This is a genomic window from uncultured Campylobacter sp. (assembly GCF_938030815.1).
In the GTDB taxonomy this organism is placed as follows: Bacteria; Campylobacterota; Campylobacteria; order Campylobacterales; family Campylobacteraceae; genus Campylobacter_B.
This window is the reverse complement of the sequence record NZ_CALHII010000278.1, coordinates 18,747-30,945: the sequence shown is the minus strand read 5'-3', so window position 1 is coordinate 30,945 and position 12,199 is coordinate 18,747. Positions and strand designations below refer to the sequence as shown.

Below are 12,199 nucleotides of genomic sequence, written 5' to 3'. Positions count from 1 at the left end.
CGCCCTTTCACAACCGCATATCAAAACATCATAAAATTTTATATCGCAACCGGACCCGCAAAAATACGGAATTTAAATTATAAATGCCGCCAAAATCTTGGCGACAAAAACGAGCTGCGATCAAATATCGCAGCTACGGGTATATTTAGACGCCAAGGGGCGCCTTAAAATTTTAAATGTGCCTAAATTTAAAATAGGCTATAAACCTCGTCTAGCGTGAAGTGCTTTTTATCGATCTTACCGCCGTAGTATGGCTTGATATCCTCGTCAAAAGCCTTATGGAAAAATTTCGCTTTATACATTTTTACCAGGCTGCTATTGACCGCATCAAGCAGCTCGGTATTGCCCTTAGATAGGGCGACGGCGATATAATCTACCTTGCCAAGATTGATGATTTTTGCATCAAGCGCGGCGTCGTTTCTAGCATATCCGAGTACGACGGTATTATCGTCGGCAAAGCCTATGCCCTCGCCAGCCTTTAGCCTAGCGACGCACTCATTCGCGTCGGTACATGTCGCAATCTCATAGCCCGCGTTTTTGAAGTGCTCCTCGGCAGTTGTGCCTTTAACGCTTAGGATTTTTTTATGCGCGATCTGATCGATTCTTGAAATATTATCATCCTTACGGCTTAGCACGCCAATTTGCACTGAATAATACGGGTAAGAAAAATCGACTTTCTGAACGCGATCTTTTGTGACGGTAAGCTTGGATATGATGAGATCTACTTTGTTTTGCTCCAGTGAAGGAACGCGATCTTTAGATGCTACGGCGATAAAGTCGATTTTGATCTTTTTATTGCCGAATAGATTTTTGACTAGCTCATTTGCCAAGTCAACCTCAAAGCCTTTTAGCGTGCCGTTATCATCGAAGCTAAACGGAGGCTGGGAGTCTTGCAAGCCTATGCGAATTTCGCCTGCTTGCTTGATATCTGCTAATGAGTTAGCGCAAAGCGCGCTAGCACCTAGCAAAATACTTAGTAGAATTTTTTTCATATTTCGTCCTTTTAATTAAAACATTTTATAAAGATCATCTAACAAGAAATATTTTTTCTCAGCCTTGCCCTTGTAAAAAGGATCAATGCTGTCGTTAAAAATTTTCTTGAAAAAGCCGTTTTTGCTGAGCTTGACAAGCCCGTCGTTTAGAGCGTTTAGCAAGTCATCGTTGCCTTTTTGTACCGCGATAGCTAAAAAGTCCGTCGTGCCTAAATTCTTTATATTTACCTCTACCTTGCGATCTACGACCGAATAGCCCAAAACTACCATATTATCGTCCGCATAGCCGCTGCCGCGACCGGATTTTAGCGCTCGGAAACATTCACTAGAACTAGCGCATGAGATAACTTTAAAGCCTTCCTTATTAAAATAATCAAACGCCGTAGTGCCGGGCTCTGCTAAAATTTCTTTATCTTGTAAATCGTCTACGGTTTTTATATTATCATCGGTGCGAGTTAGCACGCCGATATTTACGCTAAAGTAGGGATTTGAAAAATCCACTAGCTTTTCGCGCTCTTTCGTAACCGTGATGGCTGCGATATCCAAATCGACCTTGTTATCTTGCACGGCAGTGATACGATCATTGCCTAGAGTTACGACATATTCGATTTTGCCGCCCTTATCGCCGAAAATTTCCTTTGAAAGCTCTTCAATAAGCGAAATTTCAAAACCGCTGTATTTGCCGTCCTCGGAGACGCTAAGCGGCGGCAGTGAGCCGTCTATTCCGATACGAATGAGCCCTTTTTCTTTGATCTGCGCTAAAGAGTTAGCAAATAACGAACACGAAGCGATTAACAACGCAAATATAATCTTTTTCATAAAATTCCTTTAAATTTTACTAAAATTTGCCGGCGAATAGAATTCCATCCATCGCCACTTTAAATTAAAACAAGCTGTAAAGATCGTCCAGCAAGAAATACTTTTTATCAATGGTTCCTTTATAAAAAGGCTCAATACTCTCATCAAAAATTTTTGTAAAAAAACCCTTTTTACTTAGCTCAATTAGTCCCGCATTTACCGCGTTAAGCAGCTCGGTATTGCCCTTTTGCACCGCGATGGCCAGGAAGTCCGTCGAGCCTAAATTCTTGATATTTACTTCGACTTTGCGGTCGACTACAGCGTAAGCAAATACAAGTAGATTATCATCGCCGTATCCGTCGCCCTTACCCGATTTTAGGTCATTAAAGCATTCATTCGCGCTCGCACACGGTACTACGTTATAGCCCTGTTTCGTAAAGTAATCAAACACAGTAGTGCCGGGCTGCGCCAGTATAGTCTTTCCGTTTAGATCGGAGACCTTTCTGATATTATCGTCGCTACGAGTTAGCACGCCGATATTTACGCTAAAGTATGGATCGGAGAAATCTACCAGCTTCTCACGCTCTTTCGTAACCGAGATAAGCGCGATATCTAAATCGACTCTGTTGTCCTGCACCGCTTTTATGCGGTCATCGCCTACCGTTACGACATATTGTATCTTGCTGCCTTTATCACCGAAAATTTCTTTAACAAGCCCTTCGATTAAGAGTATCTCAAACCCGCTATATCCGCCGTCTTTAACGACGCTAAACGGCGGAGACGAGCCATCTATACCGATGCGAATAACTCCTTTTTCTTTGATTTGAGTCAAAGTGTTGCTAAGAAGCGAACACGCAGCCAGCATCAACGCCAAGATTATCTTTTTCATAGCGTCCCCCTTTTTTTAAAATTACAGCAAGCTATAAAGATCGTCCAGCAAGAAATACTTTTTCTCTGCAGTTCCTTTGTAGTAAGGCTCGATGAAATTATCGAACGAATTTTTGAAAAAGCCCTCTTTGCTTAGCTTGATTAGCTCGCCGTTTAGAAAATCCAAAAGCTCCGAATTGCCCTTTTTCACGCCGATGGCTAAGAAATCCGAAGTGCCTAAATTTTTGATATTTACTTCAACCTTTTTATCTAATACCGGATAAGCCAGCACGACTAAGTTATCATCGGCATACCCGTCGCCCTGTCCAGCTTTTAGCGCCTTGTAGCAAGCGTTTGCGTTATCGCATCTGGCGATATTATAGCCTTGCTTTTCAAAGTATGTTTCCGCGGTACCGCCGCTAAGAACTAAAATAGTTTTATCTTGCAATTCATTTAAGGATTTAATCTTATCTTCGACGCGGGTCAAAATGCCTATATTGACGCTAAAATACGGGGTCGTAAAATCGATCTGCTTCTCGCGCTCCGGAGTTACGGTAAGAGTTGCGATAACCGCATCCACCTTATCTTCTTGTAGGAATTTTATACGCTGATTTGCAAGCACGGAGGTAAACTCCACCTTCCCGCCTGATGGAAGCATATCTTTAGCGATGGCGTTTGCCATATCGACCTCAAAGCCCTGATGCACGCCGTCTTCTATCTTGCTAAACGGCGGCTGCGCGTCATAAACGCCTATTCTAAGCACTCCACTACTTTTTATCTCGGAGAGCGATCTGGCGCAGAGCGCGCTACTAGCCAAAGCTGCGACGAGCAGACTTAAGAGAAATTTCTTCATCCTTTTTCCTTTCTCATAAATAATTTCAAAACCATTGCTACGGCTACGGGAAACCTCAAAATCCCGCCCGAATGGTAAGCAGACATTAAATTCGCCCGCGGGCGAAAAGCAATTTTAGCTTTTTATATCTTTAACGATTATTAAATAGTAAGTAAAGTCGTCAAATAAATTCGCTTTTTCATTATTTGCTTCGATTTTGTGCGAGTTTTTTAGAATTCTCATCCGCATCCTAGCAGTAAAATTTAAAATTTTAGAATTTTACAAAATTTTAAAGCTGCAGAATTGAGTGAGAAATTTTATGAGCGCTTTAAAACTCGCGATGAAATTTTAAAATTTTATGAGATTAAATTTTGCAGATTGCATTTGACAAAACAGCACAAAAAAGGAGTGGAATTTTAAAATTTCGCGCTTTAGCGCAGACATAGTGGAATTTAAAATTCTTAAATTTCTACTCCCGCCCAGCAAAATGGAATTTTAAAATTTTTAGCAAACTACAAAATTCAAAAGCAAGCAAAATTAAATCTTTGCCGCGCTACAGAATTTCGCGATAAAAGCGTGCCGCCAGCGCTAAATTTTGCGCCATAAATCATACTACAAACATCAGCTTGGCGCAAAGCACGATGATGAATCCGAATACAAAGGCGATCTTGTGGATATTTACTCGCAAAAACTCAGGCGCAGGCCTTCCCATCGCGCGGCAGCTTAAATTTATCGCTACGCACACGGCGATGATGAGCGCGAGCGTGACTTTTAGCATAAAGATTTTTTGAAGCGGCGTACCGAAATACCCGCCATTAGCGCTTCCGACCCAACGGCTCATCATCATTCCGCCGGTGATTATCAGCGTAAAAAGGCAAACCGGCATGATCTTAATCGCGCGCGAGCCAATCGCTTTTTTAACGCGCTCATAGTCCGCGCCCAGCGCGCTTTTAAGCCGCGAAAAAATCACGACGTCGAAAAATATGTAGCCCAAAAAGATAATGGCGCAGATGAGATGCACGATCTGCACGTAAGGATAAATTTGCTCCACCACCGCTCCTTGCTATGAAATTTCGCCCATTTTATGCGAAATTTCAAATTTTAGCAATGATTTTCATCAACGCGCCGCGAGCGGTTAAATTTAAAGCGGCTAAATTTAAGCAAACCGCGCGAGTATCGCAGACAAATTTTGGCAAAATCGCGCGGTCAAATTTAAAAACAAAGCCGCGCAGCTAAATTTAAAAATGGACGCATCCGTAAATTTATAAATTTACGAGCAAAGCCGTGCGGCTAAATTTTATAAAATTTCAAAGCATCATCGAAAAGACTATGCCGAATATGATTAGCGGGATATTAAAGAAAATAAAAGTCGGCACGCAGGTATCCCACATATGGCTATGCTCACCGTCGATATTCAGCCCCACGGTAGGCCCGAGCGTGCTATCGCTCGCAGGCGAGCCCGCATCGCCGATACCCGCAGCCACGCCGATGATAAAGATCGTCGCCGCCGTACTAAAGCCCAGCTGCGCGGCTAGCGGGCAGTATATCGTAGCGATGATAGGGATCGTGCCGAAGCTCGAGCCGATACCCATCGTCACCAGCAGTCCGATGCCTATCATCAGCAGCGCACCGCCTAGCTTGCCGCCGCTTAAAGTGCTCGCTACGTGCACCAGCTCGTTCACGCCGCCGGTTTCTTTTAAGATCGTGCCGTATCCTGCGGCGATCAGCATCAAAAACGCGATGTAGCCCATCATATGCACGCCTTCGTCAAATACGCTATCGAGCTTTTTCCACTCGATGCCTTTACTGGCAAGCATTACTAAAATTCCGCTAAGCGCGGCAAACGGAAGCGATTTGATCCAAATTTGTACCGCGAAGCACACCGCGATGCCCGCTAGTGCGCCCCATTCGCGCATACCCATCTTAAGCTCGCTAAAATGCGCATCCAGGCTCTGCTTGGTTTCGGCATACTCCCTCGGCTTGCGGTAGTAGATCACGGCTAGCACTAGCCCCACGAGCATCGGCACGGCGCTTAGCCACATCACGCTCGATATATCGCTTAGGCTTACCGCGATACCGTTTGCGTTCATATTTTTTTCGATTAGCCCCATAAAGATAAGTCCGAATCCCAACGGCAGCGCCATATACGGCGTCTGCAAGCCGAACGTCAGCGCGCACGCTACGGCGCGGCGGTCGATCTTTAGCGAGTTCATGATCTTGACTAGTGGCGGGATCAAAATCGGGATAAAGGCGATATGCACGGGGATTAAATTTTGTGAGAAGCACGCAAAAAAGGCGATCGAAAAGATAAAGATGTATTTTTTGTCGCTGATTAAATTTGCCACCGCGCGCACCAAGATCGCCGTTAAGTTCGTCTTTGAGATCGCGCTTGCGATGACGCCTAACAGCAGATATGAAAGCGCGGTTTCTAAATTTCCGCCCATACCGAGGCTACCGGCGTTTTCGGGATTGCCGTTTATGAATAAATTTATGGCATCTCCCAGCGGAATATTGCTTGAGAGCACGGCGCATATCGTGCCGATTAGGATCGCGAGCATTACGTTGCACCTCAGCAAGCATAGCGCGCACATCACACAGATACTGATAAATACGGGATTGGTAAGCATCTTTTGCCTTTTTTGGAATTTTTGCAATTATATAGAATTTAGGGCTAAATTTTGCTAAAATCGCGCAAAAAATCGGCTAGGACAGCGATGAAATATTTTTATTCCTCTTTTGTGGTAAGCCTAATTGCGCTTGCTATCGCGTTTTATATCGGCGGTGCTGGTGCCGCTTATATCTGCGTGCTTTTATGCGCACTCGAAATCAGCCTCAGCTTCGATAACGCCGTAGTCAATGCCAAGGTGCTAAAAGATATGGTGCCGGTGTGGCAGAGCAGATTTATCCTCTGGGGCATTCCGATCGCGGTTTTTGGCATGAGATTTTTATTTCCAATGCTCATCGTCGCCGCAAGCGCGCATCTGGGTCTTTGGGAAACCCTCGTGCTGGCGCTTAAGCAGCCGCAGCGCTACCATGAAATTTTAAGCGAGAATGAGGCGCAAATTTACGTTTTCGGGGGCGCGTTTTTACTGATGGTCTTTTGCGATTTTTTCTTCGATACGCAGCGCGAGCTACACTGGCTAGGCATAATCGAAAATAACGGACTCGTACGATTTTTAAAGCGCATTCCAAACGCCCCCACGCTGATCGCTCTAGCCGCAGGGCTCGTGCTGCTTGCTAAAACGGGTTCGGCAACGCTCGGCGCAGCGTATTTCGGCGCGATCTTACTCTATCTACTCATCTCCTGCTTCGACCGCCTTTTCGGCACGGACGGCGTAAAAAACGGCCTTGCGGGCTTTTTGTATTTAGAAACTCTGGACGCGAGCTTTAGCTTCGACGGCGTGATCGGCGCGTTTGCGCTAAGCGATAATATCTTCATCATCATGCTAGGCCTCGGCGCCGGCGCGATGTTCGTGCGTTCTATCACGCTGTATCTCGTCGCGCGCGGCACGCTGTCGCACTTTGCCTATCTGGAGCACGGCGCGCACTACGCCATCGCGTGTTTGGCGTTTATAATGTTTGCCAAGCTGAAATTTGAAGTAAGCGAAATCATAACGGGCACCGTGGGGATATTATTCATCGCACTATCGCTCCTTTCGTCGGTGCTTTACAACCGCCGCAACAAACGCAAATTAATCGAAACGATCGCGGGAAACAACGAGTAAAAGCCCGAAATGCGGGATAAATTTTATTAAAATTTCATCCGTTAAGCGGGTTTAAGATTTTTTATGCTATTTTTGCGACCTATTTCGATCAAAAGGCGAGAGATGAAAAATTTACCGAAAAACTGCGTGGTTTTTACCTACCCGAAAATGGGCGACAGCGGCAAATTTTTGCCCGTAGAGTTGCGCGGCGCGGCGGGGCTTACGGGCTGCACGCTTCAGTGCAAGGCCTACGAGAGCGCGTTTGCGCAGATAAGAGCCCTCGGCTTTGAGCTTATCGCCGTAGGCAGCATGGGCGAGGCAGGCACGAGCGAGTTTAAGCGCGCTACGGGCGCTACGTTTGAGTTCATAAACGACGAAAAATTCGAGCTTGAAGCGCCGCTGCGGCTAGAAACCTTCACCACCGGCGACGGGAAGAAATTTTACCACCGCCAAACCCTGATTTTTAGAGGCGGCAAAGAGATAAAGCGCTTTAGCCGTATCGCTGAACCCGAGCAGGACGCGCAAAATGTACTCGCGGCACTAAAAAGCCTGTGATCGATCGCTTTGGCGCCGCGCTTTAAATTTCGTGCCCCAAACAAGCTGCGACACAGAGCTGGAATTTAGGGCAGAGCGCATTTTCATTAAATTCAGCATTTTTAATTAAAATGGCACTAAATTTAACGGAGGCGGGTATGAAAAAATTTCTATTTTTGGCGCTATTTTGCGCACTTGCGGCAAACTGCGACAAGAGCGCGAGGGCGGATAAAATTTCTGCGGCGGACAAAACGGACAAAACAACGAGTATCGGCGAGACTGCCACGCGAAACGCGCACTTTCTAAAGAGCGGCGAAGTAAGCGCCGGCTCGCAAAGCAGCGCCGATGCGGTCATTCAAACGGATGGAATTTCACGAGCGGATCTGCAAAGCTGCATCGTAAAAAGCGACGAAGGCTCCTGCGAGCGCGTCGCGCGTGGTCTGAAAAGCGGCTGCGAACGAAAAGATCAGCTGTCGTGCTTTTTCTACGCAGATGCGCTAGGACGGGGCTTGGGCGTGGAGAAGGACGTCGTAGCGTCGTTTGAGCTTTTTCGCGAGCAGTGCGATGCCGGCAGTAGCGAGGCGTGCTACGAGCTGTCGGTCAAATATCTCCAAGGAATCGGCACCCCTCAGAGCTTTGAGCTCTCGGGACAGGCGCTAGACAGGGCGTGCAAAATGCACAACAAGCGCGCCTGCGCGGTGCTCGATCTACTGCCGAAAAATTAGCGCGACAGAGGCAAAGCGCTTCTTTGGGCGGCACAGAATTGCTTTTTAGGGCTAGACCGCGTAGATTGCCGAACGCCTTGCAAATTTCGCCGCACGAAAGCTTAAATTTTACAACTCGCACCTAGATGAGCGTGCGATCCGCATTTAAAGGCGTCGATCACCGCGTGGCGGCCCCGTTCTGCTTCGAATGAGCGAGGTTTGGTTTTAAAATTTAAAGCAATTTTCGTGGGTGCGGCGCAATGAAGCAGTAAATCGGGGTGCGCGGCGGATAAACAAAATCAAAAGGAGCAGAGATGAAAGTTTTAAAGCTTGCGCTGGGTGCGGCGCTGGTGCTTAGTTTAGCAAACGCGGACGGCAAAGCCAAAGAGTTTAAATTTAGCGGCGCAAAAACCAGCGCGCTTTTAGCAAAATGCGGCAAAAAGGACGCCGCCGCATGCTACGAAGCGGCGATGAGATACGAGCTGGGCGGTCGCGGCGTCGTGCGAAACCGCTTCAAAGCGCAGGGCTTTTTCGCAGACGCGTGCGAGCTCGCAACCCTCGCCGAGCGGAAGCAGGGAGGCAAAACGGACGGCGCGGGCGGGCGGGCGATGAGCGATCTGCGCGAGCGAGCCTGTCTGGGCAACGCCGCGGCGCTGGAGAGCTTTGCGAGCGGGCAGTGCCGCAGCCTCGTGATATACGATGAGCTTTGCGAGGGCGGCTCGCAGGAGGCGTGTGACAATCTGGCGCGGATGAAGCGCGAAGGCTGGGCGCCCAAGGAAAGCTGCAGCGAGGAGATAGCCGCAAAATTCGGCGACGGCAAGCCACAGAAGTAAAATTTTACTGGCTTTTACGGCGATAAAATTTTAAAATTCCGCGAGTATAAAATTTGCCGAAATTTTATAAAGCTCGACCGAAAATGGTAACAAGGCGGGCTAAATTTTGAATTCTAAAACGCGTTTAAATTTGTGTCTTAAGCGTTGTAATTTTTGGACTCAGTAGAGATTAGAATTTACGCGGCAAGGCTCTTTGAATTGCAAATCGTGCGTGACGACCAGTCTAAAATTTTAAGAACTAGAATTTAAACAAAATCTGCAATTTAGTCGTGACGATGATATGATTTTTAGAATTTTGCAAGCGTAAATTTATCAAAATTTTGCGTATCTACGTCGAGCCGCTCCAAAAAAAGCGCGGTCGAAATTTTAAATTGCCGTCTTGCGTGTAGTGGCAAGAATTTTAGGCAGAGGGAATTTCAATTAATGCGGATTAAAATATAGGTGCGGCGGGCAAATGCGTGCACCGCAAGCGATGGAATTTCAAATATGAGTTCAAGGCTCGCTAGACGCGGAATTTAAACGCCACGAGCGATAAATTTTAAAATATCTATTTTAAAATTACAAGGCGGAGATTTAAATTTGAGTGCGGTGAGTGATTAAATTGCAAAAGGAAGCTTAAATTTAAATATCGCAGCTCACAAATTATGCGATGAAATTTTGCGCCTAAATTCCGCAAGATTTGGTGCGAGATAAGCGTTTAATGATATCGTAGCTAGATCATTAAACCAAGCTTCAATCACGCTTAAAACCCTATTTACGGAGCGCTTGTGCAAGTGCGTATTTCAAACCGCCGAAGCAAAAAAGCCTGATCGGAGGCGTTTGGCGACGTATCCCAACCGATCGCGCCTCATATTTTGCTCTATAGCCTAGCTCGCGCACGAAATTTAGATTTTGAAATTTAGCGCAAAAATATTATAATTTCGCCCAAATCACGGCTAGGACGGAAAATGAACTCACGCGTGCAAAACGAATATCTAAAATCAAAAATTATGAGCGCCGAGGAAGCCTGCGAGCTGATCCCAAACGGCGCATCGGTGGGCTTTAGCGGCTTTGTTGGGGCGGGCTGCGCACTAGCGCTGCCGCAGGCTCTGGCACAACGAGCGACGGCGCTGCACGAAAAAGGCGAGCCCTATCAAATCAAAATTTTTACAGGCGCATCGACCGATCCGCTTTTAGACGGAGTTTTGGTAAAAGCAGGTGCCGTGAGCTTTCGCGCGCCGTTTTTTACGGATGCCGATATGCGCCGTGCGATAAATAGCGGCGCCGTGCAATACGCAGACGTGCATCTATCAAGCCTTGCCGCGCAGCTTAAGGCGGGCTTTTTTCCACATCTAAACTTTGCCGTGATCGAAGTAGTGGCGATTAAAGAAAGCGGCGAGCTCGTACCGTCCACGTCGCTAGGCAACAACCAAGCCTGGCTCGATATCGCCGATCGCGTGATTTTAGAAGTAAATTACTATCAGCCGCTTGAGCTGGAGGGCATTCACGACGTTACGGATCTGCGCCTGCCGCCGCACACTGCGGATCTGCCGATCAAGCACGTAGGCGATCGCGTAGGCAGTCCCTATATGCATGTAGATCCTGCCAAAGTAATCGCTGTCATAGAGGCTAGGACGCATGATCGCGTCAATAATTTCACCGCCGTGGATGAAATTTCAAGCGCTATCGGGTGCAATGTCGTAAAATTCTTAAAAAACGAGGAAGCTTGCGGCAGACTTCCCGCAAAGAAGCTACTGCCGCTACAATCGGGCATCGGCAACGTCGCTAACGCTGTGCTTAGCTCACTACAAAATGCTGGCTACCAAGGGCTGCAGTGCTACTCCGAGGTGATCCAAGACGGCATGCTAGATCTCATCAAAAGAGGCGTCGTAGGCACTGCAAGTGCCACAGCGCTATCGCTTAGCCCTGCAGGTGTCGAGGAATTTCAAAAAAACATCGATTTCTACCGCAAGCACATCATACTACGTTCACAAGATGTCTCCAACTCGCCAGCACTCATCAGAAGGCTTGGCGTCGTATCGATGAATGGCATGCTAGAGGCAGACATCTACGGCAATGTAAACTCCACTAACGTCATGGGCTCGCAGATGAAAAATGGCATCGGCGGTAGCGGTGACTTCGCTCGCAACGGATATTTGTCGCTATTTTTGAGCCCGTCGCTCGCTAAGGGCGGCGCGATTAGCGCTATCGTGCCCTTCGTGAGCCACGTCGATCATACCGAGCACGATACTCAGGTTATCATCACCGAATACGGCATCGCCGATCTGCGCGGTAAATGCCCTCGTGAGCGGGCTCGCGCGATGATAAGTATCGCGCATCCCACTTACCAAGACGCGCTGAGAGATTATTTCGAGCGGGCATGCGCGCAGCCCTGTGCGGGGCATACTCCACACATCCTAAGCGAGGCGTTGTCGTGGCATCAAAGATTTAAGGATACGGGGAGTATGAAGGCTTAGAGCGAATTTGCGCTTGAGCTAATGCGCTAAAGCCTAAAATTTAAGCTCATTCTTGCTGAAGTGGGAAGTTTGCACTTAAAAATTTCACCTGCATTTGAAAGCTCTATCGCTAATTAGAGTAAAGCTCGTTAAAATTTTTATTTTGCAAAGTTCGCGCGAAATGTTATAAAACGAATGGATCAAAATTCACGTCATAAAATTTTAAAATTTGCAGGCGGATTTAAGGCGCGGAATTTAAAATTTTATCGCTACGAAATTTTAAAATTTAGCCTTAAATTTGCCGCTCGCGCATTTCAAATTTTAAAATTTTACGGCTTGGAATTTTAAAATTTTGAACTTCATAAAATTTTATCCATAAATCCGCTATTAAATTTTAAATTTAGCTCTCACTTCATTTGCCATGCGCAAGCTTTTACGGCAATCCTAGCTATAAGGTGCGCGCTATAAGTTTGCGATAAAACCGCGCAGTATCTGCCAAG

12 protein-coding genes are annotated in these 12,199 nt (G+C 46.8%); 6 read left to right on the top strand and 6 right to left on the bottom strand.

Annotated elements, in window-relative coordinates; translation table 11 throughout:
- Window positions 1-188: 188 nt before the first annotated feature.
- From Q0277_RS10495 to Q0277_RS10470, 6 genes are all read right to left on the bottom strand, one after another.
- Window positions 189-992 carry a transporter substrate-binding domain-containing protein gene (locus Q0277_RS10495; protein WP_297997817.1) on the bottom strand — a complete coding sequence of 268 codons (804 nt, stop codon included), beginning with the start codon at window positions 990-992 and terminating at the stop codon, window positions 189-191.
- A gap of 15 nt (window positions 993-1,007) precedes the next feature.
- On the bottom strand, window positions 1,008-1,811 hold the full coding sequence (locus tag Q0277_RS10490; protein ID WP_005872860.1) for a transporter substrate-binding domain-containing protein: 804 nt from the start codon (window positions 1,809-1,811) through the stop codon (window positions 1,008-1,010).
- Window positions 1,812-1,875: 64 nt separating this feature from the next.
- Window positions 1,876-2,679, bottom strand: coding sequence for a transporter substrate-binding domain-containing protein (locus Q0277_RS10485; RefSeq protein ID WP_297997816.1), 804 nt, complete (start codon window positions 2,677-2,679; stop codon window positions 1,876-1,878).
- Between the two features lie 21 nt (window positions 2,680-2,700).
- Window positions 2,701-3,510 (bottom strand): transporter substrate-binding domain-containing protein, encoded by an 810-nt coding sequence (locus Q0277_RS10480; protein WP_295150425.1) that lies wholly within the window; start codon window positions 3,508-3,510, stop codon window positions 2,701-2,703.
- Between the two features lie 586 nt (window positions 3,511-4,096).
- Window positions 4,097-4,540, bottom strand: coding sequence for a copper resistance protein CopD (locus Q0277_RS10475; protein ID WP_297997814.1), 444 nt, complete (start codon window positions 4,538-4,540; stop codon window positions 4,097-4,099).
- A gap of 256 nt (window positions 4,541-4,796) precedes the next feature.
- Window positions 4,797-6,116 (bottom strand): Na+/H+ antiporter NhaC family protein, encoded by a 1,320-nt coding sequence (locus Q0277_RS10470; RefSeq protein ID WP_297997813.1) that lies wholly within the window; start codon window positions 6,114-6,116, stop codon window positions 4,797-4,799.
- An 87-nt stretch (window positions 6,117-6,203) separates the two neighbouring features.
- Here Q0277_RS10470 and Q0277_RS10465 point away from each other — a divergent pair, with 87 nt between their 5' ends.
- The 6 genes from Q0277_RS10465 (at window position 6,204) to Q0277_RS10440 (ending at window position 12,047) form a co-directional block, all read left to right on the top strand.
- On the top strand, window positions 6,204-7,214 hold the full coding sequence (locus Q0277_RS10465) for a DUF475 domain-containing protein (protein ID WP_297997811.1): 1,011 nt from the start codon (window positions 6,204-6,206) through the stop codon (window positions 7,212-7,214).
- 102 nt (window positions 7,215-7,316) lie between these two features.
- Window positions 7,317-7,748: a redoxin gene (locus Q0277_RS10460; protein WP_297997809.1), complete on the top strand. Its 432-nt coding sequence runs from the start codon at window positions 7,317-7,319 to the stop codon at window positions 7,746-7,748.
- 137 nt (window positions 7,749-7,885) lie between these two features.
- Window positions 7,886-8,452 carry a sel1 repeat family protein gene (locus Q0277_RS10455; RefSeq protein WP_297997807.1) on the top strand — a complete coding sequence of 189 codons (567 nt, stop codon included), beginning with the start codon at window positions 7,886-7,888 and terminating at the stop codon, window positions 8,450-8,452.
- 293 nt (window positions 8,453-8,745) lie between these two features.
- Window positions 8,746-9,264 carry a hypothetical protein gene (locus Q0277_RS10450; protein WP_297997805.1) on the top strand — a complete coding sequence of 173 codons (519 nt, stop codon included), beginning with the start codon at window positions 8,746-8,748 and terminating at the stop codon, window positions 9,262-9,264.
- A 947-nt stretch (window positions 9,265-10,211) separates the two neighbouring features.
- On the top strand, window positions 10,212-11,720 hold the full coding sequence (locus Q0277_RS10445; RefSeq protein WP_297997804.1) for a succinate CoA transferase: 1,509 nt from the start codon (window positions 10,212-10,214) through the stop codon (window positions 11,718-11,720).
- 174 nt (window positions 11,721-11,894) lie between these two features.
- Window positions 11,895-12,047 (top strand): hypothetical protein, encoded by a 153-nt coding sequence (locus Q0277_RS10440; protein WP_297997803.1) that lies wholly within the window; start codon window positions 11,895-11,897, stop codon window positions 12,045-12,047.
- Window positions 12,048-12,199: the final 152 nt, after the last annotated feature.